The organism is Streptomyces sp. CA-251247, assembly GCF_050952975.1.
Classification (GTDB): domain Bacteria; phylum Actinomycetota; class Actinomycetes; order Streptomycetales; family Streptomycetaceae; genus Streptomyces; species Streptomyces achmelvichensis.
On record NZ_CP191861.1, the window covers coordinates 4,237,788 to 4,263,481 of the forward strand.

21 protein-coding genes are annotated in these 25,694 nt (G+C 72.6%); 8 read left to right on the top strand and 13 right to left on the bottom strand.

The window, feature by feature from the left end; genetic code table 11:
• Positions 1-233 precede the first annotated feature (233 nt).
• Positions 234-2,285: a PhoX family protein gene (locus ACQPWZ_RS18685; protein WP_433571906.1), complete on the top strand. Its 2,052-nt coding sequence runs from the start codon at positions 234-236 to the stop codon at positions 2,283-2,285.
• A gap of 21 nt (positions 2,286-2,306) precedes the next feature.
• Here ACQPWZ_RS18685 and ACQPWZ_RS18690 read toward each other — a convergent pair whose 3' ends face one another.
• Positions 2,307-3,275: a hypothetical protein gene (locus ACQPWZ_RS18690; RefSeq protein WP_433571907.1), complete on the bottom strand. Its 969-nt coding sequence runs from the start codon at positions 3,273-3,275 to the stop codon at positions 2,307-2,309.
• Positions 3,276-3,280: 5 nt separating this feature from the next.
• Positions 3,281-4,750, bottom strand: a complete 1,470-nt coding sequence (locus ACQPWZ_RS18695) for an APC family permease (RefSeq protein WP_405571266.1) — start codon at positions 4,748-4,750, stop codon at positions 3,281-3,283.
• A gap of 403 nt (positions 4,751-5,153) precedes the next feature.
• Here ACQPWZ_RS18695 and ACQPWZ_RS18700 point away from each other — a divergent pair, with 403 nt between their 5' ends.
• Complete coding sequence (locus ACQPWZ_RS18700) at positions 5,154-5,537, top strand: RNA-binding S4 domain-containing protein (RefSeq protein WP_327682215.1); 384 nt, start codon at positions 5,154-5,156, stop codon at positions 5,535-5,537.
• Positions 5,538-5,630: 93 nt separating this feature from the next.
• On the opposite strand, the gene ACQPWZ_RS18705 is transcribed toward ACQPWZ_RS18700, so the two are convergent.
• The 4 genes from ACQPWZ_RS18705 to ACQPWZ_RS18720 form a co-directional block, all read right to left on the bottom strand.
• Entirely contained in the window at positions 5,631-7,574 is a 1,944-nt protein-coding gene (locus tag ACQPWZ_RS18705) for an FUSC family protein (RefSeq protein WP_433573835.1), read from the bottom strand.
• Positions 7,575-7,666: 92 nt separating this feature from the next.
• Positions 7,667-8,611 (bottom strand): NADP-dependent oxidoreductase, encoded by a 945-nt coding sequence (locus ACQPWZ_RS18710; protein WP_433571908.1) that lies wholly within the window; start codon positions 8,609-8,611, stop codon positions 7,667-7,669.
• Between the two features lie 96 nt (positions 8,612-8,707).
• Positions 8,708-9,727 (bottom strand): endonuclease/exonuclease/phosphatase family protein, encoded by a 1,020-nt coding sequence (locus tag ACQPWZ_RS18715; RefSeq protein ID WP_433571909.1) that lies wholly within the window; start codon positions 9,725-9,727, stop codon positions 8,708-8,710.
• A gap of 219 nt (positions 9,728-9,946) precedes the next feature.
• Positions 9,947-10,729, bottom strand: a complete 783-nt coding sequence (locus ACQPWZ_RS18720) for a TetR/AcrR family transcriptional regulator C-terminal domain-containing protein (RefSeq protein ID WP_433571910.1) — start codon at positions 10,727-10,729, stop codon at positions 9,947-9,949.
• Positions 10,730-10,908: 179 nt separating this feature from the next.
• Between ACQPWZ_RS18720 and ACQPWZ_RS18725 the strand changes: the two genes are divergently transcribed.
• Entirely contained in the window at positions 10,909-11,718 is an 810-nt protein-coding gene (locus tag ACQPWZ_RS18725) for an MBL fold metallo-hydrolase (RefSeq protein WP_340474230.1), read from the top strand.
• Here the strand turns inward: ACQPWZ_RS18725 and ACQPWZ_RS18730 are convergent.
• Both ACQPWZ_RS18730 and ACQPWZ_RS18735 read right to left on the bottom strand, forming a co-directional pair.
• Positions 11,687-12,427, bottom strand: coding sequence for an ATP-grasp domain-containing protein (locus ACQPWZ_RS18730; protein WP_433571911.1), 741 nt, complete (start codon positions 12,425-12,427; stop codon positions 11,687-11,689). The two genes, ACQPWZ_RS18725 and ACQPWZ_RS18730, sit on opposite strands and share 32 nt — an antisense overlap.
• A 565-nt stretch (positions 12,428-12,992) precedes the next feature.
• Positions 12,993-13,850: a hypothetical protein gene (locus ACQPWZ_RS18735; protein ID WP_356704791.1), complete on the bottom strand. Its 858-nt coding sequence runs from the start codon at positions 13,848-13,850 to the stop codon at positions 12,993-12,995.
• Between the two features lie 136 nt (positions 13,851-13,986).
• On the opposite strand from ACQPWZ_RS18735, the gene ACQPWZ_RS18740 reads away from it, so the two are divergent.
• The 5 genes from ACQPWZ_RS18740 to ACQPWZ_RS18760 all read left to right on the top strand — a co-directional run bounded on the left by ACQPWZ_RS18740 (position 13,987) and on the right by ACQPWZ_RS18760 (position 18,203).
• Entirely contained in the window at positions 13,987-14,364 is a 378-nt protein-coding gene (locus ACQPWZ_RS18740; RefSeq protein WP_340474234.1) for a hypothetical protein, read from the top strand.
• Positions 14,365-14,478: 114 nt separating this feature from the next.
• Entirely contained in the window at positions 14,479-15,024 is a 546-nt protein-coding gene (locus ACQPWZ_RS18745; RefSeq protein WP_405571280.1) for an NADPH-dependent FMN reductase, read from the top strand.
• Between the two features lie 116 nt (positions 15,025-15,140).
• Positions 15,141-16,112 (top strand): ATP-binding cassette domain-containing protein, encoded by a 972-nt coding sequence (locus tag ACQPWZ_RS18750; protein ID WP_433571912.1) that lies wholly within the window; start codon positions 15,141-15,143, stop codon positions 16,110-16,112.
• Positions 16,109-16,975 (top strand): ABC transporter permease, encoded by an 867-nt coding sequence (locus ACQPWZ_RS18755; RefSeq protein WP_313945201.1) that lies wholly within the window; start codon positions 16,109-16,111, stop codon positions 16,973-16,975. The genes ACQPWZ_RS18750 and ACQPWZ_RS18755 overlap by 4 nt, the downstream gene beginning before the upstream one ends.
• A gap of 151 nt (positions 16,976-17,126) precedes the next feature.
• Complete coding sequence (locus tag ACQPWZ_RS18760) at positions 17,127-18,203, top strand: MerR family transcriptional regulator (RefSeq protein ID WP_433571913.1); 1,077 nt, start codon at positions 17,127-17,129, stop codon at positions 18,201-18,203.
• A 109-nt stretch (positions 18,204-18,312) separates the two neighbouring features.
• Here ACQPWZ_RS18760 and ACQPWZ_RS18765 read toward each other — a convergent pair whose 3' ends face one another.
• The 5 genes from ACQPWZ_RS18765 to ACQPWZ_RS18785 all read right to left on the bottom strand — a co-directional run bounded on the left by ACQPWZ_RS18765 (position 18,313) and on the right by ACQPWZ_RS18785 (position 25,588).
• Positions 18,313-21,546, bottom strand: a complete 3,234-nt coding sequence (locus ACQPWZ_RS18765) for an ATP-binding protein (protein ID WP_433571914.1) — start codon at positions 21,544-21,546, stop codon at positions 18,313-18,315.
• A 164-nt stretch (positions 21,547-21,710) separates the two neighbouring features.
• A complete protein-coding gene (locus ACQPWZ_RS18770; protein WP_433571915.1) occupies positions 21,711-22,331 on the bottom strand; it encodes an FMN reductase in 621 nt (206 codons plus the stop codon).
• The gene (locus tag ACQPWZ_RS18775; RefSeq protein WP_433571916.1) at positions 22,328-23,479 is read right to left on the bottom strand and encodes an LLM class flavin-dependent oxidoreductase; all 1,152 of its coding nucleotides are present in this window, start codon (positions 23,477-23,479) and stop codon (positions 22,328-22,330) included. Before ACQPWZ_RS18775 ends, ACQPWZ_RS18770 begins: the two co-directional genes overlap by 4 nt.
• Positions 23,480-23,573: 94 nt before the next feature.
• The gene (locus ACQPWZ_RS18780; RefSeq protein ID WP_340474239.1) at positions 23,574-24,356 is read right to left on the bottom strand and encodes a hypothetical protein; all 783 of its coding nucleotides are present in this window, start codon (positions 24,354-24,356) and stop codon (positions 23,574-23,576) included.
• Positions 24,357-24,400: 44 nt separating this feature from the next.
• Positions 24,401-25,588, bottom strand: coding sequence for a hypothetical protein (locus ACQPWZ_RS18785; protein WP_433571917.1), 1,188 nt, complete (start codon positions 25,586-25,588; stop codon positions 24,401-24,403).
• Positions 25,589-25,694 lie beyond the last annotated feature (106 nt).

Consider the following 25,694-nt stretch of genomic DNA (forward strand, 5'->3'; position numbering starts at 1 on the left):
GTGTCCTGGCCAGGGCGGACACGTAAGGTTAGCCGCCGTCCCGCCGGGAGCCCGGCAGGGGCGGGGGACCCGGCGCCGGGCCGTTCGCGAACACCCGTCCGCCCGCACAAGCAGCCCCGGATTCATCCATCGTTCACCTCGTAGCTGCCACCTTGCACATGACCGCCCCTAATGTCACAGCCGGATCTTTTTCCGACACGCTGTCGGCGCGGGGTGCGCCGTAGGAGGACGAAGTGCGCAAACTGCTGCCGTTGTTGAACACCAAGCCGCATGCCGGCGGACGTTCCGCCCTCACCTGCCGTTACCGCTGCGGCGACGCCTGTTTCCACGAAGTGCCGAACACCAGCGACAACGAGTACGTCGGCGATGTCATAGCGAGCGCCCTGTCGAGACGATCCATGATGCGTGCCGCCGCCGTGGTGACGGTCGCCGCTGCCGCCGGGACCGGTGCCGTCATCGGGCTGGACGACCAGGCCTCCGCAGCGCCCGCCGGAACCCCGGGCACCGGTGGCAGGCCCGACGGTGCGCGCGGTCTGCGCTTCGCCCCCGTCGCCCCCAACAAGGACGACAAGGTCACCGTCCCGGCCGGCCACTCCCAGAACGTCGTCATCCGGTGGGGAGAGCCGATCCTCCGCGGTGCCCCCGCCTTCGACCCGGACCGGCAGACCGCCAAGGCGCAGGCCGGCCAGTTCGGTTACAACAACGACTTCCTGAGCCTGCTGCCGCTGGACGAGCGCAACCGCCAGATCCTCGTCGCGAACCACGAGTACACCGACGAGATTCTGATGTTCCGCGGCTACGACCCGGCCAACCCCACCCGCGAGCAGGTCGAGATCGCCTGGGCCGCGCACGGTCTGTCGGTCGTCGTCGTCGAGGGCGAGCGGACGTCGGGCCGGCTCACCCCCGTCACCCGCCACCACCTCAACCGCCGCCTCCACACCACGAGCGAGTTCAAGGTCACCGGACCGGCGGCGGGCAGCACGCTGTTGAAGACGTCGGTGGACCCCTCGGGCACCAAGGTGCTGGGAACCCTCAACAACTGCGCCGGCGGCACCACCCCGTGGGGCACCACGCTGCACGGCGAGGAGAACTTCAACCAGTACTTCGCCAACGGCTCCAGCGACACCGACAAGCGCTACGGCGTCGGCACCGCCGCCACCGAGCGCAAGTGGGAGCGGTTCGACAAGCGCTTCGACCTCAAGCAGGAGCCGAACGAGGTCCACCGCTTCGGCTGGGTCGTCGAGCTCGACCCGTACGACCCCGACTTCACGCCCCGCAAGCGCACCGCGCTCGGCCGCTTCAAGCACGAGGCCGCCCAGCCGCGGCTGACCGCCGACGGCCGTCCGGTGGTCTACATGGGCGACGACGAGCGCTTCGACTACTTCTACAAGTTCGTCTCGTCGAAGCGGATGAAGAAGGGCAACTCCCGCGCCGCGCGGGAGCACAACCGCACGCTGCTGGACGAGGGAACCCTCTACGTCGCCAAGCTGACCGGGGACTCCCCCGCGTCGCAGATCGACGGCACCGGCAAGCTGCCCGTCGACGGTGAGTTCGACGGCAGCGGCCAGTGGATCCCGCTCGCCACCGGCAACACCTCGCACGTCGAGGGCATGACCGCGGACGAGGTCTACATCTTCACCCGCCTCGCGGGCGACAAGGTCGGCGCCACCAAGATGGACCGCCCCGAGGACGTCGAGCCGTCCCCGCGCACCGGCCGTGTCTACGTCGCGCTGACGAACAACACCGACCGCGGCAAGGCCGGCAAGGCGGGCGCCGACGAGGCCAACCCGCGCAACGCCAACAAGCACGGCCAGATCCTGGAGCTCGCCGAGAACTGGGACGACCCGGCGGGCGACGGGTTCGCCTGGCGGCTCTTCCTGGTCGCGGGCGACCCGGAGGACCCGGCCACGTACTTCGCGGGCTTCCCGAAGAACAAGGTCAGCCCGATCTCCTGCCCGGACAACGTGGCCTTCGACCCGCACGGCAACCTGTGGATCTCCACGGACGGCAACCAGCTCGGCTCCCACGACGGCCTGTTCGGCGTCGCGACCCAGGGCGAGCGCCGTGGTGAGCTCAAGCAGTTCCTGACCGTGCCGATCGGCGCCGAGACCTGTGGTCCGCTCATCCAGGACCGCCGGGTGCTCGTCGCGGTGCAGCACCCGGGCGAGGTCGACGGTGCGTCGGTCGAGAAGCCGGCGAGCGCCTGGCCGGACGGACCGGGCACGATCGTCCGCCCGTCGGTCGTGGCCGTGTGGCGCAAGGACGGCGGCGACATCGGCGTCTGATGCGGGACCTGGGCCGTGTGATCACGAGGTGGCGCGCACCTGGGCGTGCCACCTCGTGAACTCCCCGGCCGCGTCACCGGTGTACTGCCACGGCACCCGCGCGGCCCGTCCGCCCAGCAGCGCGAACAGCTGCCGAGCCTCCTCGGCCATCCCGGCGTAGCAGGCCGCGTGGGCCAGGTGGTTGAGCTCGCCGACCTCCTCGGGGGCGGCGGGCCCCGGCGGCCGGGCGAGTATCCAGCGCTCCCAGGTGCGCCGTACCTCGGCCACCGCGAGCTCGTGGTGCCAGTGGCGGCCGAAGTCCTTCACGGGCACGGGGCCCGTGGCGTCCTCGGTGAGATGGCGGTACTCCTCGACCCGGGCGATCTGCACCAGGACCGGCAGCGGTGATCCGGGCGGCGCCGCGCCCGCCACGTCCCTGGCGAAGTCGTACATGGCGCCGTGCGTCCCGTGCCAGCGCGCCGACCAGTAGCGCAGCAGCTGGGTGTGGCCCTCGATGTTGTCTGGGTCGCGGCGGCGCAACTCGTCGAACCAGCGCCGCAGTTCACGCCGCGAGACCCCGGTGCCGTACAGCCGCGCGGTCGTCAGCAGCGACACCCACGGCATGGGGTCGCACGGATGCGCGTCGGCCGCGGCCAGACAGGACAGCACCGCCGCGTCGAGCCGTGACCGGTCGAGCCCGGTACGCCGGCCCGCGTCGATCGCGCGGTGGAAGACGCGGACGACCTCGGTCGCCGCCCGCAGGACCGCCGCGTCCGCGCTGTGCGGCTCGGCGGCACTCCAGGCCTCGACGGCGGCCCGGCCGGCCGCCGCGTGGGACAGCAGTCGCACCCGGTGCGTCCGCAGGGCCCATTGGTCACCCGTGTCCCGCAGCAGGTCCCGTACCCCCTGCCAGCGTCCGATGACGATGTCGTGCAGGGCGTCGGCCAGCGGCCGGTCTCCGAAGGCGGGGTCGAAGTCCGGTACGAAACGACGGCGTGGAGGCTGCGGCACGTCCCTCAGAACTCCGTGGCCAGCGACCTGTTGGCGTAGTCGCTGTCGCGGGAGTCCGTGCGGCCGTGGTCCGCCGCCAAGGAGAGCTTCGCGTCGAGACGGGCGGGGCGGTAGTACGAACTCCCCCGGCGCCAGTAGTGGATCATCGGCACCAGTCCTGCCGCGAGGCCGCCGACGCCGATCGCGACCGACGCCGCGCTGAGCTCGCCCAGCGCCTCGACCAGTACCCACAGCATGAACAGCGCCCCGAGCAGCGGCCAGACGCCGCCGAGCACGAAGTCCCGTACGGACGTGAGCAGGGTGCCCCGGTAGGCGACGACCGCGGCGATCCCGGCGAGCCCGTAGTAGAAGGCGATCTGCACACCGATCGCGGCGACGGCCGCTTGGAGGACGTCGCCGACCGAGCCGAGCGCCGTCGACGCGGCGAACATCACGAGCGCCACCGTCCCGACGACGGCCACCGCGACCCACGGGGTGTTCCACGTGCGGTGGACCGTGCCGAGCGCGGCGGGCATGGTGCGGTCGCGCCCCATCGCGAACAGCGAGCGCGTCACCTGGATCAGCGTGGTCTCCAGGGTGGCGACGGTCGACAACAGCACGGCCACGACGAGCAGTTTGCCGCCGACGCCGGGCCAGATTGCGTCACCCAGCACCGCCAGGACGCCCGCTCCGCCGGCCCGGATGTCCTCGGCGGTGAGGATGACGTTCACCGCGATGGTGAACGCCTCGAAGAGGAGGAAGACCACGCCGACGCCGATGAGCGCGGCGAGCCCGGCGGTGCGGCGGCTGTCGCGCGTCTCCTCGCTGAGATTGCTGGTGACGTCCCAGCCCCAGTAGTAGAACGCGGCGATCAGCGCCCCGGACGCGAAGCCGGCCGGACCGTCGAAGTGCGAGAAGCCGAGCCACGACCAGTCGAAGGCGGCCGCCGCACCGCTGTGCAGCAGCGCGGCGGCGATGAAGAACACCAGGATCGCCAGCTCCACACCGGACAGCACCAGTTGTGCCCGCACGGTGAGCCGGGCCCCGCCGAGGACGACCAGCAGCATCGCCAGGAACCAGGCCGCGCCGACGGCGGTGGCGAGGAGCCTGTTCTCCGCGAGCGCGGGATCGACGAGCGACAGCGTCATCGCGCCGGCCGGCAGAGAGCCCGCGACCATGAAGATCGTGGTGGAGACCACCAGCGCCCAGCCGGACAGGAAGCCCAGGAACGGATGGAGCGTACGGCCCACCCACGAGTAGCTGGCGCCCGCGTTGACGTCGATCCGGCCGAGCCTGCCGAACGCGAGCACGATGCCGAGCATCGGGATCGCGCAGTACAGCAGGGACGCGGGGCCGGCGAGGCCGACGGTGGCGACGAGGACGGAGGTGGTGGCGGCGATCGAGTACGCCGGTGCGCTGCCGGCCACGGCCATCACGACGGTGTCGAGAGTCCCGAGAGCGTTGGGCCGAAGCCCTCTGCCGGAGTGGTTGCGCATGCGATTCTCCGAAGGCCCTTGTGCCGTACGACATGTGTCGACAGGTCAGAAACGTGCCCGCTCCGGAGTGAAGACCTCCGCGAAAGAAGGACGAGCGCATAGTAGTCGGACGGACGCACTGCGGTGACGGGGGTGGGGCATCCCCCACCCTCAAGAGTCGTGGTGACGCCATGGGGCGCCGGCCTGCCTCTCCGTAGCGTCGGAGCATGCCGATGATGCGGCCGGCGCTGCGCACTCCGCGGTTCGGAAAGGGCGGCTTGCTCGCCACCTTCGTCGCCCTCCTGTGCGGGACGGCGATCGTGCCGGCGGAGGGCGCACCGGTGCACTCCGTGCCCGCGGAGAAGGCGCCAGGCGGTGAAGAGCCTGCCGGTGCGGGCGGCGCGGGAGTCGTAGAGTCGAGGGCATGGATGCTGAGGGGACCGTGCGGGTCGACGTCTGGATCTGGTCCGTACGGCTGACGAAGACCCGCTCCCAGGCGGCCGCGGCCTGCAAGGCGGGCCACGTCCGCGTCAACGGCGAGCGGGTCAAGCCCGCGCACGGCCTGCGCGTGGGCGACCAGCTGCGGCTGTTCCACGCGGGCCGGGAGCGGGTGGTCGTCGTCTCCACGATCCTGCGCAAGCGCGTCGGCGCACCGGTGGCGGTCCAGGCGTACGTGGACAACAGCCCGCCGCCCCCGCCGCGGGAGTTCACGGCGCCGGTGGCCATCCGCGACCGCGGGGCCGGCCGCCCGACGAAGCGGGACCGCCGGGAACTGGAACGGCTTCAGGGCGGTCTGCCGAAGCCGTAGGGCTTCGGGATCCCGTCCGGTCCGGCGTACGGGGACACGTGCGCGGCGGGGTCCGGGCGTGGACGGTGCTCCCGGACGCCGTCCGCAGGGCCGCTACGTCCCCCGCGCCGGCGAGGCGATCGCCCTCGCCGCCATCACCTCCTGGCGCAGCGGCGCCAGGACACCGTCCTCGCCGCCCTCGAGTTCCGTGCGAACCTTCACCAGCACCACGCTGCTGCGGATGCCCTCCGCCAGGCCCCGCAGCTCCCGCTCCACGTCCGTCACCTCGGCGGGCGGCGGCGGGCTCGCGCCGTGGTCGACGCGGACCCGGGCCGCCGTCGTCGCGTCCACGATGCGTTCGACGGCCACCACCAGCGGCCACCAGGCAGCAGCCCGCTTCCCCGCGGGCGGCGGTTCGGTCAGCGCGCGCTGGAACTCCGACCGTACGGTCGACAGGTCGCGGTAGATCCGCCGGCGCTGCCGCAGCCGCTCCGCCCGGTCACCGGCCGCGTCGAACGCGCCCGCCACGTACCGCGCCGTCTCGTCCACCGCGTCCGCCAGCCGGTCGCCGACGCGGGTGTGCCAGCTCTCGGGCCACAGCAGATAGCCGGCCACCAGCGCGATGGCGCAGCCGATGAGGCTGTCCACGAGCCGGGGCACCACCAGGCCGAAGCCCTGGTGGTTGAGGATGTCCGAGAACAGCAGGATGACCGGGGTGATGGCCGCGGTCTGGAAGGCGTACCCCTTCGCCGAGAACGCGGGGATCAGTGCGGCGAGCACCACGATCACCGGCACGTCCCACCATCCGCGGGGCACCTCGGAGAGCACGGCCGCGGCGACCACCAGCCCCGCCGCCGTACCGAGCGCCCGCAGCACCGCACGCGAGAAGACCGACCCGAAGTCCGGCTTCATCACGAAGGTGATGGTGAGCGCGACCCAGTACGAACGGGTCACGGGCACCAGTACCACCAGCGACTGCGCGAGACCGATGCAGAGCGCGAGCCGCAGCCCGTAGCGCCAGGACGGTTCGGACAGCAGCACACTGCGGGCCGCGCGCCGGAAACGGATGCGCAGCGCCGCCGGCCGCCCGAGCCGGTCGTCGACGTTGTACGGGTCGGGGTCGGACTCGTGCACCACGGTCGCGGCGTGCCGCAGGGCCGCCTCGACGGCCCGGTCCGCCGGGCCCTGCGGCTCGGGCAGAACCAGCTCGGGCGGGTCGTTGCGCCTCTCGGCGACCGCGTCCCCCAGGTCCCGCACCGCTTCCGCGATCTCCGGCTGCCGGGAGGCCCGGCCGTGCAGATGGGCCGCGGCGGCCGCCTCCACCAGCGGGACGAGCACGTTGAGCTGGGCGAGCAGCCGCACCATCGCACTGCTCCGCCCGTGGGTACGGGCCCGGCGGGCGAGGATCAGGTCGTAGGAGGTGTTCAGGGAGTCGGTCACGGCCTGGCGCCGCTCCGCGTACTGGGCCGTGCCCGCCGCCGCCAGCAGATCGGCGACGCTGCGATAGGTGTCGGCGACGGCGGCACGCTCCGGCAGCCGTCTGCGCAACGGCCAGCCCAGCAGCGTCAGGACGAGCACGAACAGCCCGCCGACCGTCAGCAGCAGCGGCGCCACCCACCACGGCCGGGGCATCGGCAGGCCCGCGCCCACCACCGAGTTGAGCAGGAGCAGCAGTCCGGAGACGGAGGCGACGGCGCCGATCGACGAGATCATTCCGGAGACCAGCGCGACCAGGGTCAGCACGGCCACCGCGAGCCAGCCCTGCCCGTACACCAGGGTGCCGAGCGTGACCCCCACCGCGCCGAACAGCTGCGGAACGGCGATGTTGAAGATCCGCATGCGGTACGCCGACGCGGTGTCGCCGATGACGCCGGACAGCGCGCCCATCGACGCCAGAGCGCCGTACGTCGGCTTGCCCATGGCGAGTCCGACGGCGAGGGGCGTGGCGAGTGCCACCCCGGCCCGCGCCACGGCCGCCCAGGGCACCGGGGTGGACTGCGGTCGCAGCCCGTTGAGCAGCCACTCGGGTGGGGACAGCCGTCCCGCTCGGGTCTCCATGGTCAAGACATGCCTCATGAAGGCGTACGGGAGCAAGTCCCTCCGCTGCGGAGGGGCAGTTGCCCGGCTTCGGAGGACCGGGCCCCGATGTCTCAGAGGGTGAAGACCGTCCTGCCCCGCGCCCCGCCCGAGCCGGACCGCACCAGGGCGTCCGGGGCCTGTTCCAGGGGGAGTTCGGCGCCCAGCGGGACATGGAGTTCGCCGTCGGCGGCGGCCGCGGCGAGGGTGTCCAGCAGATTCGTGGACGGGCGCTGGAGGAAGTCGATGCCCTCGACGCCGGCCGGGAGGCGCGCGCCGGCCGCCACGCCGCGCGTCGTGACGGCCGTGCCGCCCGCGCGGACGAGGGCCGCGTTCGCCGCGAAAGCGGCCGGGCTGTCCGAGACGAGGTCGATCACCGCGTCGACGCCGTCGGGAAAGAGGTCGCGCACGGCCGCGGCGAGGTCCCGGGCCGTGGTGTCGAGCGTGGTGTCCGCCCCCAGTGCGGTCATCCGCCGCTCTCCGTCGCCGCGCACGGCCGCGAGGACGCGCACGTCCCGCGCGGCGGCCAGCTGGGTGAGGATGCTGCCGACCCCGCCCGCCGCGCCCACGACCAGTACCGCCTGGCCGGCCGTCGCACCGGTGGCGGCCAGCGTCTCCGCCGCGGTCATACCCGCCGTCGGCAGCAGCGCCGCCGTACGGAACGACAGCCCGTCCGGGACGAACGCGATCGGCCCGTCCTGCGGCATGGTGACGTACTCGGCGAACGTGCCGGTGCCGACCGGTGGCCGGGCCGCCTGGCCGAAGACCGCGTCACCCACCACGAAACGGCTGTCGCCAGGACCGACGACATCGATGCGGCCCGCGAAGTCCCAGCCCAGGACCAGCGGGAAGACGTGTTCGGCCCGGCCGTCGAACGCTCCGTCGGCGATCTGCCGGTCGACGGGGTTGAGCGCCGCGTACTCGATCTTGACCAGCACCTCGCCCTCGGCGGGGTCCGGCTTGGGGACCTGGATCAGTTCGGGCTCGCCCTTGAACGCCTTGACCGCGACAGCGCGCATCCGGAACACCTCCCGACGGACGGCCCCCTGGGGGTACCCCCAGACGGAGTCTGGGGAGGATCACCACGACGCCCCCACTCTCACCCGGCGCGGCGGTCAGCGCACGTCGTGCAGTTCCAGCCGGACCAGCAGCGAACGGTGGTCGGTGTCGTCCAGGTCCAGGAAGCGGGCCGCACGGACCGAGAAGTCCTCGCTGACCAGCACATGGTCGATCTGTGCGCCGAGCGGGGCGCGGACGGCCGCGGGCCACGACGGGGCCCGCGAGGCGCCGCCGAGGGTGGCGCCGTCACGCAGACCGCCCGCGTCGAGGATGCGGCGGAACGCGGCGTGGTCCTGCGTCGCGTTGAAGTCCCCGGCCACGATCGCCGACGAGCCCTTCACCCCGTCGGCGTACGTACGCAGCCGGCCGAGCTCCCTGCGCCAGTCGTCCACCCCGCCGGGCACGGGCGGCAGCGGATGCGCGAGCTGCACATGGATCCGCCGCTCACCGGCGAGGGCCACCGACCCGGGCATGGCGAGGGTGCTCTCGATCCCCGGGGCGGCCTTCAGCGGAAGCCGGCTCAGGATGGCGGACCCGGAGGCCGACTCGCCCTCGACGACGTTGCGGTACGGGTAGTCGGCGGTGGAGACCTCCGCGGCGAGCGCGTCCGAGCAGCGGGCGGCGCACTCCTGGACGAAGACCAGGTCGGGCTGCTCGCGGCGGATCGTGGCCAGCAGGTCCGGGGTCGCGTTGCCGAACTCGACGTTCGAGGAGAGCACGGTGAGCCGGGCGACGACCGGCCCCTTCGGATGCTCGGTGAGCCCGGTGTCGTACGGCCTGACGAACCAGCCGGTGACCGCGAGCACGGCGACGGCCCAGACCATGCCGGCCCGCAGCCGGGCGAGGGCCGCGAGCAGCAGGGCGACGCCCGCGGGGATCAGCAGCCACGGCAGAAAGGCGAGCAGCTGGGTCACCGGGGTGACGGCGTCGGTGTCCGCGAGCCGGCAGGCCGCGGCGGCCGTGGGCAGGAGCAGCAGGAGCGTCACGAGCCAGGCGGCGGCACGGCGACGGCGCGCGGGGTACGGCGGGGAGCCCGGCGTGGCGGCCGGGGCTGCCGTGGATGTGGCGCTGTTCAAGACGGCCTCCGGGCGCGGGGTGTGCGGATGTGTGCCGGTGCGTTCCGAACGTGTGGCTGCGTGTGCCGACGGGGTGCCGACGGGTGCCGACGTACGGGGCGCTCCCCTGTGAGGACGCCAGTCTGGGTGAGTTTGTTGCGGGTGTCGCGGCGGTGGGGTGCGGGGCGGGTGGTGGTCGGGTCGGTGTCGGGTCCGGTCAGGTGGGCCGCGCTGGACTGCCTACGCGTCGGCCGGTCTTCCCGGGGCGTACGGGCGCAGGGCGTCGATGAGTCGCTCCAGGCCGAAGGCGAACTCGGCGTCGTGGTCGATGACCGCGAGCTTCGGCGCGAGCCTCGCCACCGCGGCGAATCCCGAGCCGGCGAGCAGCTCCTCGCGCTCCCGTACCGCCGACTCGTCCTCGCCCTGGAACGCCGGTGAGTGGAACTCCCGCATCAGCGAACCGACCTGGAAGGCGACCAGCAGCCGCAGCGCGTGCACGGCGTTCGCCTCCTCGAAGCCGTGCTCCAGCAGCACCTTGAGCGAACAGTCGATGGTGGGCAGCACACCCGGTGAGTTCAGCTGGCGGGTGAGGACCAGTTCACCGGCGCGCGGGTGCCGCAGGGAGGCGCGCCGGAAGGCGTGCGCGACCGAGCGGATGCCGTCCTCCCAGCTGTCGCGCGAGTGCCGGGTGATGTGCATGTCCGTGGTGATGTACTCGGTGACGCCGTCGAGTACATCGGCCTTGCCCCCGACGTGGTTGTAGAGCGACATCGCCTGGACGCCGAGCGCGGCGGCGATACGGCGCATCGACAGCGCCTCGACGCCCTCGTCGTCGATGATCCGCAGAGCGGACTCGATGATCCGCTCACGGGACAGAGGCTCGCGGGCGGCAGCACGGGCGGTGGCTTGAGCGGTGTCGTGCGAGGGGACGGGCGCCGTGTGGGGCGAGGCCGGGGGCACGGTGGCAGGGGAGGCCGACGCCTCGCCCTCGCGCAGCTGTTGACCTGACGCTTCGGCACACATCCGGCCGCTCCCCGGTTTCGCGCACATCCTTGACGGTTTACAGCGTAGGTGCTTCTCTCGGTGCCGACTTACGGTGTAAGTAATGGTGACAGTATTCATGCGGCCCTGCGGTCGCGGAAGCAGTGCGCCGTCTCTTTGCTTCTCCCCGCTCTGTTCTCCCCGCGTCGCCGGAGGCACGCATGTCCTGGCCCACCGTCCACCACCTCGACTGCGCCCCGATGCACCCCCTCGGCGGCTCCCCGCTGGTCGCCCACTGCCTGCTCGTGGTCACCGGCAGCGGACTTCTCCTCGTCGACACGGGGTTCGGCACCGGCGACATCGCCAACCCGCGCCGGCTCGGCGCGGTCTTCCGGAAGACCGCCCGCCCCCGCCTCGAACCGGCCTTCACCGCGGTCCACCAGATCCGTGAGCTCGGGTACGACCCGCGCGACGTCCAGGACATCGTGCTCACGCATCTCGACCTCGACCACGCGGGCGGCCTCGCGGACTTCCCCGACGCGCGGGTCCATGTGATGGCCGACGAGTACCGGGCGGCGATGCGGCGCGACTCCCGTCTGGACACGGCCCGTTACGTCACCGCGCAGTGGGGCCACGGGCCGCGCTGGATCATCCACGACACGGCCGACTCCACCTGGCACGGATTCGCCGCGAGCCCGGTGGTGCGCTCGCCCGACGTCCTGATGATCCCGATGCCCGGACACAGCCGGGGGCACTGCGCGGTGGCGGTGCAGCAGCCGGAGAGGTGGCTGCTGCACGCGGGCGACGCGTACTTCTTCCACGGTGAGATGGACCTCCGCCGGCCGCGCTGCCCGCGCTCCCTGGCGCTCCACCAGCGCCTGATGGCGGACAACCACGACCAGCGGATGACCCAGCTGGACCGGCTGCGCGCGCTGCGGAGGGTGGACCCGCGGGTGATCCGGATCTTCTCCTCGCACGACGCGTACGAGTTCTCCCAGCTCACCTCAGAAAGGGTGCGTCCCTTGCGGTGACGAGCCGACGCGGGCCGGACGACCGCAGGACGACATCGAGAACGCGGTCGGGGTCGGCCGCGTAACTCTGGGCGAACCAGGCCATGTTGGCCTCGACGACGGCCCACCGGCCGCCGACCAGCTGCCCGATGTCGACGACGACGGCGCTGGGGAGGGTGGGGGCGCAGGCGTCCAGCACGTCCTGGCCGAAGCGTTCGGCGTCCGGGGTGAGAGGGGCGGGATCAAGACGGCCGAAGACGGTGTAGCGGCTGCCGGTGCGGACCTCGCCGTCGAGGACGAAGAGCCGGTACTCGGCGGCGAACTCGACGACGTCGCTGACGAGTACGGGTGTTTGCGGCCCGATGCGCTCGCCGCTGCGGGGGAGGTCGCGCCCGCCGGCGTACACGGCGGCGGGCACGGACTTGTCGGACGGCGGCTTGACGAAGAGGGGGCCGTCCAGCTCGCGGGCGCGGTCGAGGGTGGTCAACTCGATGCGGCGGTGGGTGAGTTCGGGGGCGAGGGTGGTGAGCCAGTCGTCGGCCGGCTCGAGAAGCCCGACGCGGAGAGGGCGGACGATCCGGTCGGCGGCGAGGGGGCCGCCGTACCAGTGGACGTCGCGCGCTTCGTGCCCCTGGGCGGAGTCGACGACCTCGATGCCGCGGTGGCGGGCGGCGTGGGTGAGGAGGGTGGCGGTGCTGGTGAGGGGGTGGGGGGCGAGGAGGAGGGGCATGGGGGGACGGTAGCGGGGGCGGGTTGGCTTGTGCGGGCTGGGTGCTTGGGCCTTGGCGTCGTTGTGCGGCGCCGGGTTCCTGGGGCGGGGCCTGGGTGCTTGAGCCTCGGGTTCTTGTCCGGCGGCGGGTCCGGGGGCGGGGCCTGGGCCGTGGGGCGTCGGGCCCTGTGCGGCGTCGGGTCCCTGAGCCCGGGGTCGGGTGCTTGAGCCTCGGGTTCTTGTCCGGCGGCGGGTCCGGGGGCCTCCGGGCTCGACTCCTCGGGGTCGGCGGCGTACAGCTGTGTTGCATGGCGTACCCGGGTGTTGCCGCCGATCCCCGGCGGGGACGACCCTGCACGCCCCCTGCCGAGCGGTCGAGGACGCGACCCGTTGATGCCCACCCGGAAGCGAACCCGAGCCCGTTCGGGCGGCGGATGGGACGCGGCGCGAAGCTGCCGCAGGTGAGGGGGTGTGGGGCGCAGCCCCACAGAAACCTTCTCTTCTCCACCGGACCGGTTTGCGGGCGCGGCCGGCGCGAAGCTGCCGCCCTGGGGGCGTGGGGCGCAACCCGACAACCCCCGCGCGGCTAGCCGGCGTGGGGCGCAGGCACCGCGTGGCTGCCCGAGCGCGCGTGCCAGGACCAGGCGTAGCAGGTCAGGGCCAGAACCGCGCCCGCTCCCAGGAGCCACCACGACGTCACCCGCAGCGTCGCCGTCAACGCTTCGAACACCGCCTCCGCCGCAGGGCGGTCCACGTCCGGGGGGAGGTCGTCGAGGGCCAGGCCGCGGCCGATGGTCAGGGCCAGGCGCAGGAGGGCGCCGCCGATCGCCAGGGCCGCGCCCAGGAGCGCGAGGGCGTTCAGGCGGCGCTGGGCGAGGACGACCGCTGCCGCCGCGAGAAGCAGTGTGACCACCGGGAGCCGTACGCCCCAGAACTGGAGGTCCGCGAAGATCTCGCGCGCCGCCCCGAGCTTGTCCGCATCCAGGATCGTGATCCTCGTGTTCCCCGCCGGGACCTGGTCGGCGAACGGCACCCCCTCGTCGCTCAGCTGCTGCTTCACCTGCTCGATGACCGGCGCCAGGTCGATGCTCGCGGTGTCCACGTCGTCGCTCGTCAGCGCCTGTTCGACCGCGGTGTGGGCCGCGCGGTTCACCGTGTTCCAGGCGATCCGGTACGCGTCGGTCCCGGCGAACGAGATCACCGCCTCGTGCACCAGGTTCTCCACGCCCTGCTGGAGCGGCCCCGCGTCGATCTTCTTCATGACCTCCGCGGTGATCCGGTCCGCCACCGCGTTCTGCACGTCGGGGTCGGCAGCGAGCGGCTCCATCGCCGTGACGTAACTGTCGGTGTCACCGATCTCGCGGTCCGCCCACACGGCCAGCGCGCTCAGCGGCGTCAGAAGAGCCACGAGCACGATGAGCACCGCCGTCAGAACGCTCCGCACTCCTCCAGGGAACGCGGGCCCCGCCGGGCGCGCGAGCCGTGGGCCGCCGACCGGGCTGATGGCAGGCCGCTCCGACTTGCCTGCGGGGCGGCGCGGGTGTGCTCTGAAGTGAGGACGAGGGAAGGAGCTCTCCGTCATGGCTGCTCACGCAACGATGCCCGTACGGCACCACGCATCTCTCAGCTGGGCCATGCCCGTGGGGCTGGGCACGCTCTTCGGTTTCTACGCGGGGTTCCTCCGTCGCACCGGCGAGGCCGTCAGCTGGTGGGACGTCCTCTACGGGGTGGTCGCCGGGTTGATCTTCACGGCGGTCGCCTACGGTCTCGGCCGCATCCAGAACGCCCTGCCGCGCGAGGTCCGCGCGGGCGCCTACGCGGCGGTGTGCGGCATGTCCATCGGCTTCCTGCACAGCCTGACGGGGACCAGCATCCTGCGGTCGGCGGGGATGGGGCTCATGTTCGCCGCCGTGATGTTCGCCGTCTCCTTCTACGTGTTCTACATGAGGGAGGACTAGGGCGCTGACCTGCAATTTTTCCCTCTTCGCGCGGCCGCCAGATCTCATCTCGCGGCCGCGCGCCGTCGTCTCGCGCCTGCTGGGTGAGGAGCAACCGCAGGAGGGAGGCGCACCGTGCAGGAGACACCGCTGCGCGTCGCGGTCATCATCGGCAGCACCCGTGAGGGCCGCGTCGGCGAGAAGGTCGGACGCTGGTTCACGGAGCGCGCCGCCGAGCGGGCCGATGTGGAGCTCTGTGTCGTCGATCTGATCGACTTCGACTTCCCCGCCCACTACCCGGACCGGGCGACCGCGCGGATGCGGGACTTCGTCTCGGAGATCGGCCGCGCCGACGCCTTCGTGGTCGTCACGCCCGAGTACAACCGGTCCTTCCCCGCCTCCCTCAAGCAGGCCATCGACTACGCGTACGACGAGTGGCGGACCAAGCCGGTCGCGTTCGTCAGCTACGGCCACGGCTCCCGTGGTCTGTATGCCGTGGAGCAATTGCGCTCGGTCTTCACCGAGCTGCACACCGTGACCCTGCGCAACGGCGTGAGCATCAACCTGCTCGACGACACCGGCGAGGACCGGGACCGGGCGGCCGCGCTGATGCTGGACCAGCTCGGGTGGTGGGGGCTCGCGCTGCGCGAGGCCCGTGCCGCCCGGCCCTATGTCTCCTAACGAGCAGCGAGCGGTCGCGCCGGGCACCGATGACTTCCGGCGGCCGCTCCGGTCAACCTCCTGGACTTCCGACGACCGTCCCTCCGACCCACCGCCGACCATGCGAAGGAACGACGATGAGCACAGAACTGGCAATCGAGACCGCGGGCCTGGTGAAGGTCTTCGGTGAGAACCGGGCGGTGGACGGGGTGGATCTGGCCGTGCCGGCCGGCACCGTCTACGGCGTGCTCGGGCCGAACGGCGCCGGCAAGACGACGACGGTCAGAATGCTCGCCACCCTGCTGCGGCCGGACGGCGGCGAGGCCCGTGTCTTCGGCAAGGACGTGCAGAAGGACGCGGACGCCGTGCGCAGCAGGGTCAGCCTCACCGGGCAGTACGCCTCGGTCGACGAGGACCTCACCGGTACCGAGAATCTCGTGCTGCTGGCACGGCTGCTCGGTCACGCCAAGCCGGCCGCGAAGGAGCGCGCCGGTCAGCTGCTCGAAGCCTTCGGCCTGTCCGAGGCGTCCGACAAGCAGGTGAAGAACTACTCGGGCGGTATGCGGCGCCGTATCGACATCGCCGCCTCCATCCTGAACACCCCGGACCTGCTCTTCCTCGACGAGCCGACCACCGGTCTCGACCCGCGCAGCCGGAACCAGGTCTGGGACATCGTGCGCGCGGTGGTCGCCCAGGGCACGACGGTGCTGCTGACCACGCAGTACCTGGACGAGGCGGACCATCTGGCCTCCCGTATCGCCGTGATCGACCACGGCAAGGTGATCGCGGAGGGCACGAAGGGCGAGCTCAAGGCATCGGTCGGCTCGGGCGCGGTCCATCTGCGGCTGCGGGACGCGGAGCAGCGGCCGGAGGCCGAGCGGGTGCTGGCGGCGGCGCTGGGGGCGGAGGTCCTGCTGGACGCCGATCCGCTCGCGCTGACCGCCCGGGTGAACGGGCACGGCACCCAGCAGGGCGCCGCCGAGCAGGCCGCGCGGGCGCTGGCGGAGCTCGCCCGCACCGGGATCACTGTGGACAACTTCGCGCTGGGACAGCCCAGCCTGGACGAGGTCTTCCTCGCCCTGACCGACAAGAAGGGGGCGGCGGCATGAGCACCGCGACGACGACGAAGTCCGTCAAGGACGCCGAGGACCTGGCACTCGAAGCACCGAAGGCCGAGGATCTGGCAGCGCTGCTGGTGGGCAAGGAGCGTCCACCGAGGCCGAGCGCGATCTCCGCGTCGCTGACGTTCGGCTGGCGGGCGATGCTGAAGATCAAGCATGTGCCGGAGCAGCTGTTCGATGTGACGGCGTTCCCGATCATGATGGTGCTGATGTACACGTACCTCTTCGGAGGGGCGCTGGCCGGCTCGGCCTCGCAGTACATCCAGTTCCTGCTGCCCGGCATCCTGACGATGAGCGTCGTGATGATCACGATGTACACGGGCGTCGCGGTCAACACCGACATCACCAAGGGTGTCTTCGACCGGTTCCGTACGCTGCCGATCTGGCGGCCGGCCCCGATGGTGGGCTATCTGCTCGGTGACGTCGTCCGCTACTTCCTCGCCTCCGTGGTCATGCTGACCGTCGGCATGATCATCGGCTACCGCGCCGACGGCGGGGTGATGGGCATCCTCATGGGCGTCGTCCTGCTGATGGTCTTCTCGTTCGCGTTCTCCTGGATCTGGACGATGTTCGGACTGCTGCTGCGGACCGAGAAGTCGGTGATGGGCGTCAGCATGATGGTGATCTTCCCGCTGACGTTCCTGAGCAATGTCTTCGTCGACCCGAAGACGATGCCGGGCTGGCTCCAGGCCTTCGTCAACAACAGCCCGGTGACCCATGTGGCCACCGCGGTACGCGAGCTGATGGCGGGCAACTGGCCGGCCGCGGACATCGCCTGGTCGCTGGGCTGGGCCGCGCTGTTCGTGGTGGTCTTCGGCTCTGTCACGATGCGGCTCTACAACCGCAAGTAGCGCGGGCTGTCCTTCACTGCGGGCGCCCCCGGACGACCGGGGGCGCCCGCAGTGCTGTGTGCGCCCGCCGAGGGCCGCCGTTGACCTTCACCCGGGGGGAAGCACCAGCATCGGCGGGGCCGGGCGAGGTGCCCGGCGCGAGGAGGTACGCATGGGTCTGCTGACGATCGGCGCGTTCGCCCGCGCATCCCGGCTGTCCGCGAAGGCGCTTCGTCGCTACGACGAACTGGAGCTGCTGCCGCCGGCCCACGTCGACGCGTTCACCGGCTACCGGTACTACGACGAGGCGCAGGTGGAGCGGGCCCGGCTGGTGGCATGGCTGCGGCGGATCGGGATGCCGCTGGCGCGTGTCCGCGACGTCTGCGACCTGTACGCGTCCGATCCGGCCGCGGCGGCCCGCGACATCCGTGCCTACTGGGCCGGGGTCGAGGCGGAGACCGCCGTCCGTCGCGATCTGGCGGCCTTTCTCGCCGACCAGTTGTCAGGGAAGGACACCACCATGTCTCAGCTCACCGCACCCCTGGAGATCCGTTACGCCGCTCGCACGGACCGCGGCCTCGTCCGCGAGACCGACCAGGACACCGCCTACGCGGGTCCTCATCTGCTCGCCGTCGCCGACGGGTTCGGCGGTCAGGGCGCACCTGCCGGAGCGGCGGCGATCGACGCGCTCAAGGACCTGGACGACGCCGGGGCCGCCGGTTCGGCGCGCATCGGCGATCTGCTCAACGCCCTGGAGGACGCCGTCGACCGGGCCAACTCCGCCGTGAGCGGCTTCGACGGCTCCGGCACGACCCTCACCGCGATGGTGTGGACGGGATCGCGGCTCGCGCTCGTGCACATCGGCGACACCCGGGCCTGTCTGCTGAGGGACGGGGAGCTCTTCCGCATCACACACGACCACACCGTGGTGCAGTCGATGATCGACAACGGCAGTCTCACTCCCGAGGAGGCGGTGACACATCCCGAACGGGCGATGCTGCTGAGGGCGCTCGACGGCGGTGAGGAGTCCGGCCGGGCGGATCTGCGGCTGCACGAGGCGCGGCCGGGCGACCGGTATCTGCTGTGCTCGGACGGCCTGTTCACGGTGGTGGCCGACGAGGACGTACGGCACACACTCGCCACGGTCGACGCCCCGGACGACGCGGTCGGCGAACTGATCGCCCGTGCGCGTCGCGCGGGAGGCCCGGACAACATCGCCTGTGTGGTCGCCGATGTGGTGCCGCTGTGACGCCGGCGGATCCCGCGCCGCACCTCACACCCGCTCGGATGCGGGCCGGTCGTCCGGAGGGGCAGGCGAACGGGCACTGCCTCGCCCGCGCTGCCCGTGTCGGCCGAGCTCAGAGCAGCCAGTCGACGGGGCGGCCCGGGCGGTAGGAGCAGTACGCACCCGTGGTGACCGACTCCCGTAGGTGCGCGGCCAGTTCGGGGTGGAGTGCGTCCAGTTTGCGCAGGGTGTCGCGGATACGGGCCGTGACCGTCTTGCGGGCGCGCTCCGCCTCGTCGCCGAGCCGCCGGGTCCGGCCGCCCAGGCCGGCCGCCGTGCGCAACTCGTCCAGCAGCGCGGCCCGTTCGCGGCCGAACTCCGCTGCCCTGCGGTCGTCGCCCAGCTCCGCCGCCCGGTCGATCTCCTCGTCGAGGCGTTCCAGCCGCCGCCGGTAGCGGATCTTGGCCTCCTCGTCGAGCACCGGGTCCCCGCCGAAGCGGCGGGCGGCGACCACCGCTTCACCGCCCTCGGGGTCGAGCAGCACCACGGCGGAGAGATCGTCGCCCGCATGCGTCATCAGGGTGTGCAGGTCCCGCAGCCCCTTGGCGTCGGGGACATGGACACCGCGGCCCGCGAAGTCGAGCGCCCACACGGCTCCGTCGCGGCGGAACCTGTGCCGGGCGGAGTGGGGTTGCAAGGCCTGGGCGGCGAGTTCGGGGGAGACGGCGCCCGCGCTCACGCCGGCGTAGGCGTCGGCCGCCCTGCCGTACGCGGTCAGTCCGTGTGCGTCGGTGGGCGGGGCGTCCGCGACCGCGCGCGGCGGGACTCCGTCCAGCAAGTACGTCAGGCCCAGTTCCTCGGCCTCGCGCCGGGTCGACGCGGCCAGCTCTGCCCTGTCGCCGCCCGGGCCCAGCAGATCCAACAGCGCCGCCCGCGCCCGCACCGACCAGGGCCTCGCCCGCAGCCGGTCCGCCGAGGTGTACGCGGCGGTCAGCGCGGCCACCGCCTCCTCCCGGCGTCCGCGCGCCGCGTCCAGCATCCCCAGCCAGAGGTCCACGGGCCCGCTGATGTCGCAGCCGTACAGCGAGACGACCCACTGGCCCGCATACGGCGCGAGCGCGGCCCTGGCCTCGTCGATCCGCGCCGGGTCGCCGGACGCCGCGGCCGCGTGCGCGCGCAGCCGCATCCACAGCGGTGCGAAGATCCGGGGCACCGGCTCGGGCCGGGCCGCGATCTCGTCCACGAACCGCAGCGCGACCGCCGTACGGCCCTGCTCGACCGCGGTGAGCCCCGCCAGCAGCGGCGGATGCGGATGCCCTTGGTCGGTGAGCGTCCCGACCACGGTCTCCGCCTCGTCGAACCGGCCCTGGAGCAGGAACAGCGCCCAGTGCATATGGGCGGTCATGAAGGCGAACGGCGGATGCTCGTGCTGGAGCCCGATCGCGGCCGAGAGCAGATCGGCCGCCTCCGCGAACCGCCCGCCCAGCGCGGCGATGAGGGACTGGTCGATGGCCATGCCCAGCTCGAACCGGCGCAGCCCCGCCCGCTCGGCCAGGGCGGTGAAGACGCGCAACTGGTCGAGGTAGCGCGGGTCGCCGAGCTCCAGGAGCGTCACCCAGCGCATCGCGGCCGCGTGCATCTCCACGTCGCGGTTGCCCGTGCGGCGGGCGACCTCGCCCATCTCCGCGGTGAGCACGAGGCGTTCCTCGGAGGTGCCGAGCCCCCAGATCGAGTCGTGCCGCGCCCACAGGGAGAACGCGAGCGCCTCGTCGTCCTCGCCGCGCCGCGCCAGCGCCGTGGTCCGCACGGCCAGGTCCTGGGCGATCCGCTCCGGGGTCAGGCCGGCCAGTTCCTCGCCGCTGCCGCCGGCCAGCGCGCGGTACGCCTCGCGCAGCAGCTCGGCGCCCGACGCCTCCTGGCCCGGCACGCCCCCGTGCTGGTGGAGGGTGATGGCGACGCGGGCGAGCACCTCGGGGTCGTCCACCGCGCGGGCCAGATCGACGGCGAGGTCGAGGAAGCGCCGGCCCTCGGCCTCGTCGCCGTAGTGCCGCAGTTCGCCGCCGAGGTCGAGGGCGACCAGGGCGGCCCTGCGCCTGTCGTCGCCGGCCGCCTCCAGTGCCCGCCGGTAGTGTCCGACGGCCTCCTCGCCGGAGAGCCTGCTGGAGGCGTCCCGTGCCGCCGCGAGCAGCAGATCGACCCGCCGGTCCCGCTCCAGCTCCTGGCCGGCCAGATAGGCGTGCCGTGCCAGATCCGCCGGGAAGACCTTCTCGCTGAGGCCGGGGGTGCGGTCCAGGGCCCGTACGACGTCGGCGTGCCGCTCCCGGGTCCGCTGCTCGTCGAGCGCCTCGTACAGCGTCTCGCGGACGAGGTCGTGGGCGAAGGCGAACCGGCCGCCGCTGCGCACGGTCACCAGCCGGGCCGTGACCGCCCGGTCCAGCAGTCGGTCCACGTGCGGGACGGGGGAGGAGGCGGCCGCCGCGAGCACCTGGCGGTGGAACTCCCGGCCCAGCACCGCCGCGGTGTCCAGCAGCGCGCTCACCGGCTCCGGCAGCAGTGCCAGCCGCCGCCGCACCGCCTCGCGCACCCCCGGCGCGACGGTGGTGACCGGGCTGCCGCTGTGCCAGATCCGGGCGGTCTGCTCGACGAAGAAGGGGTTCCCGCCGGTGCGGCGGTGGACCTCCTCGACGAGATCCGGCTCCGGCTCCACACCGGCGGTCAGCGCGATGAGCGCGCCCACCTCGTCGCGCCGGAGGCCGGTCAGGGTCACGGTCGCGGCGGCGCGGGCCGTCAGTGGCGCGATGAGCTGCCGCAGCGGGTGGTCGGGTGTCTCCACCTCGACGTCGCGATAGGTGCCGACCAGCAGCAGCCGCTCGAACCAGGCGTGCTGGGCGGCGAATTCGAGCAGTCTCAGCGATGCCGGATCGGCCCAGTGCAGATCGTCGAGCACGACCACCAGCGGCCGCTTCTGCGAGACGGTGACCAGGGCGGTCGTCACCGCGTCGTACAGCTGGAAGCCCTCCCCGCCGTCGCCCTCGCCGGGCTCCTCGCCGAGCAGAACGGCGAGCCGCCCGCCCGCCGCCTTCGCGGCATCGGCCCATTCCGCCTCGTCGACACCCCGCCGCAGACCGCGCACGACCTGGACCCACGGCCAGTACCCCGGGGCGCTGTCGGAGTCCCAGCAGGAGCCGCCCAGCACCAGGGCACCTCGCCGGCGTGCCTCGTCGGCGGCGTCGGTGACCAGCGACGTCTTGCCGATACCTGCCTCGCCGGTGACCAGCACCAGGCCCCCGTGGCTGTCCGTCGCCCGGCCGATCTCCGTCCGGAGGACGCCTGCGGGGTGGTCGCGCCCGATGAGAGCAGGGGTCATGCCGAAACCATAGGAGGCGGCACTGACAACCCGCACGCGAGACGGCGCGCGGGTTGCCCCGGCCCGGCGGCAGCCCGGCGCCTCCCCGGGACCGGGACCGGGACCGGTCTCGGCCCCGATGCCGCTGAAGGCCACCGAGTACGCAGGACCGGACCGCCCGGGCCTCAGGCGAACGGGAGTGACAGCACCGGTTCCGTCTTCTTCCCGGCCGTCCTTCCCGACGCCGTCGCCATGAACTCCGCCAGGTCCCGCCCCGCACGTCCGATCCGTTCGGGCAGCGTGTCCGTGAGCGCGTCGCCCGTGCCGCCCCAGTCCTCCGAGGCCGCGTAGACGGCGGTCGGCACGACCAGCGCCCGCAGATGGGCGAAGAGCGGACGCATCGCGTGCTCCGGCACCAGCGAGTGGCGCGACGTACCGCCGGTCGCCCCGATCAGTACCGGCGCCCCGGCCAGCGCTCCGACCTCGACGAGGTCGAAGAACGACTTGAAGAGTCCGCTGTAGGAGGCCGCGAAGACGGGGGACACGACGATCAGGCCGTCCGCCTCCGTCACCGCGTCGAGTGCCTCGCCGAGAGCGGCCGAAGGGAAGCCCGTCACCAGGTGGTTGGCGATCGGAACGGCCAGCTCGCGCAGCTCGACCACGCGCACCTCCACCTCCCGGTCACCGTCCCGCTCGCCGAGGGAGCCGCGTACGGCCTCGGTGAGCCGGTCGGCCAGGAGCCGGGTCGACGAGGGCACGCTCAGCCCGGCGGAGACGGTCACCAGTTTCAGCGCCTGCTCGCTCATGCCGCCTCCTTCGCGTTCTCGTTCGTGTTTCCGTTCGTGTCCCCGGTCGTCGTGGTCCCGGTCTTCGCGTCCTTGCTCCGGACGGCGGCGACCGCCGGGTGCAGCGGGGCGCTCTCCGGCACTCCGGCCGGCCGCAGCGCGGCGAACTCCTTGCGCAGCACCGGGACGACCTCCTCGCCGAGGATGTCGAGCTGTTCGAGGACCGTCTTCAGCGGCAGACCCGCGTGGTCCATCAGGAACAGCTGGCGCTGGTAGTCACCGACCGCGTCCCGGAAACCGAGCGTGCGCTCGATGACCTGCTGCGGCGATCCGACGGTCAGCGGGGTCTGCTCGGTGAAGTCCTCCAGCGAGGGCCCGTGTCCATAGACCGGCGCGTTGTCGAAGTAGGGCCGGAACTCCGTGACCGCGTCCTGCGAGTTCTTCCGCATGAACACCTGGCCGCCGAGCCCGACGATGGCCTGCTCGGGCGTGCCGTGGCCGTAGTGGGCGTAGCGCTGCCGGTAGAGGCCGACCATCTTCCGCGTGTGGGACATCGGCCAGAAGATGTTGTTGTGGAAGAAGCCGTCGCCGTAGTACGCGGCCTGTTCCGCGATCTCGGGGGAGCGGATGGAGCCGTGCCAGACGAACGGCGGTACGCCGTCCAGCGGTCGCGGGGTGGCCGTGAACGACTGGAGCGGAGTACGGAACTTCCCTTCCCAGTCGACCACGTCCTCCCTCCACAGCCTGTGGAGGAGTGCGTAGTTCTCCACGGCAAGCGGTATGCCCTGGCGGATGTCCTTGCCGAACCAGGGGTAGACCGGTCCGGTGTTGCCGCGGCCCATCATCAGGTCGACCCGGCCGTCGGCGAGGTGCTGGAGGTACGCGTAGTCCTCGGCGATCTTCACCGGGTCGTTGGTGGTGATCAGCGTGGTCGAGGTGGACAGGATCAGGTTCTCGGTGCGGGCCGCGATGTGCCCGAGGAGGGTCGTCGGGGAGGACGGGACGAAGGGCGGGTTGTGGTGCTCGCCGGTGGCGAAGACGTCGAGGCCGACCTCCTCCGCCTTGCGGGCGATGGCGACCGTCGCCTTGATCCGCTCGTGCTCGCTCGGCGTACGGCCGTTGGTCGGGTCGGTCGTGACATCGCCGACGGTGAAGATGCCGAACTGCATGTGAGCCCACCTCTCGGGTCCGGTTGGTTGAATGTTGAACCAAACCCTACAACGGGGGCCCCGTCCTCCCTATTCCGGGTCGTCGGCGGGTGCCTCAGCCCAGCCCCGCGGCGCCGGGGAACAGCTGGCGGAAGGCGTCGGCGGACTCCGAGCCCGAGCGCCCGAACGGTGCGTCGAAGTCCCACACCAGGAAGAGCAGGAACGCGATCAGCGCGCTGAACAGGCCGGCGAGCAGCAGCTCGCGGTAGGAGCGGCCGATCTGCATGGTGAAGATCAGCCCGACGGTCACCAGGGCACCGGTGATGAGGCCGAACCACACCACGCCCGGCAGGGTCGCCCCGGCGTTCGACTCCCGGGCATTGCGCGCGTCGTCGGCGACCGCCACCTGGTCGAGCATCGGCTGGTACGCCTGGGCCTCCAGCTCGCCCACGGGCACGCGCTGGGCGATGTCCGAGCGGACCACGTCGAGCAGCTCGGCGCCCCGCCCGGTCAGCTCGTGGCCGTCGATCATCCGCGGCCACTCCTGGTGGACGACGTGCGCGACGTAACGGTCGATGTCCGAGCGGAGCTGCCGCTGGGCGTCGGGCGGATAGACCTCGGCGCGCTGGGTGACCTCGTACAGGGCCTGCGCCTCACGGCGTACGTCGTCCTGCGCGGCGCTGCGGGCCTCCCACACGCCGGCGATGGCGAGGCCCAGCACGATGGCGTACACGACGCCGACCATCATCGTCATGTACTCGAGGACGTCGGGGGTCTCGGCGGGCTCCACGCCCGTTTCCTCGGCGTCGTGCCGCCGGCGCTGGAGGAGAAGGGTGGCGATGAGGACGACGGCGCAGGCGGCGGCCATCGCGATGGCCAGGACCAGCCATTCCGACATGGGCTCACTCCGAAAGATGTGGTGGTGCGGTCGGTGGGTGTCGCTCAGGCGCGGCCGCGCCCCGGCCGCAGCAGGGCCGCGGCGAGCACGGCAGGTGTCGTGGTGACGAGCACCAGGACGACGAGGGGCATCCCCTCGCGCTCCGGCCTACCGGGCAACGGCCGGTGGTTGCGTACGGTCACGGCCTGCGGCGGAGCGGCGGGCGGACCGGCCGCGGGAGGCGGCGGTACGACGGCCGGCTCGGTCTCGGGAACGACCGGCGCGGGCGGCCGCGGAGCCGGCGGTACGGGTGAGGGTTCGGGCGCCGGAGGCGTCGGCCGCGGCTGAGGCGGTGCCGGGGTGGTCGGCGCGGGCGGTTCCGGCACCGGCGGCGGACTGCTGGGCGGCGGCGGGCTCGGGGGCTCGGTCGGCGGCGGTTCGGTGGGCGGCGGTTCGGTCGGACACGGCTCCGGCGGCGGTGGCGGCGGCGGGCAGTGCGTGAAGAGGTGCACGGACACGCCCACGTCGACCGACACGTCCACCAGGAGGTCGCCGGCTCCGGGCCGGCCTCCCACGGACACCTGCACCGACGCGCACACCAGACCGGGCAGATGGACGGACCAGGTGCCGCCGTGCGGGGACAGGTGCGCCACGCTCACGGTGCCGGCGAAGAGGGCGCCGAAGGAGGGGACGACGGAGCCGGGATCCGGGAGAACCGGGCCGATGGGTGTCGCCGGAGCGGGGCGCGGCCGGTCGTGACCGGAGTCGTCCGCATCCGTACCCGCGCTCGTCGATGCGCCGGCAACCGCACCCGCACCCGCGCCTGCGTCCGGGGCGGGGGCGTGCGTCCGAGGCGCCGGGGCCGTGTCCCGCTCGGCCGGGCCCGCGCCCGCGTCCTCCCGGACCGGCCCCTTGTCCTCGCTCTCACGGCCCGGCGGCGCAACGCCCTCGCCGTCGGCGTCGCCATCGCCGGCGGCCTCGTGCTCGCGGACCGGGCCGGGCTCGGGCCCCGTATCGGATTCCGCACCCGCCCGGGACGCCGAGCTCGCCTCCGGCCCCGGCTCCTGATCCGGCGGGGCCGGACCCGGCCGCGGCTCGGCCGGGTCGGAATCACCCGTGGCCGGCTCGGCCTCCGTCCTGGAGACGGACGCGGCCGGAACCGCCTCGTCCGCCACTGCCGCTACTGCCCCGATCCCCTGCGAGCCGAGAATCGCAACGATCCCCAGTGCACTCAACTGCTCCCATCCCGCCACATCGGCACGTTACGGGTGAAGACCGGGCAGAGGGGGCCACTTTCACACTGATAGGTGAATCATGCGGTTGTCGGACCGGCCTCTCCGTGACGGTGCCCACAAGGTT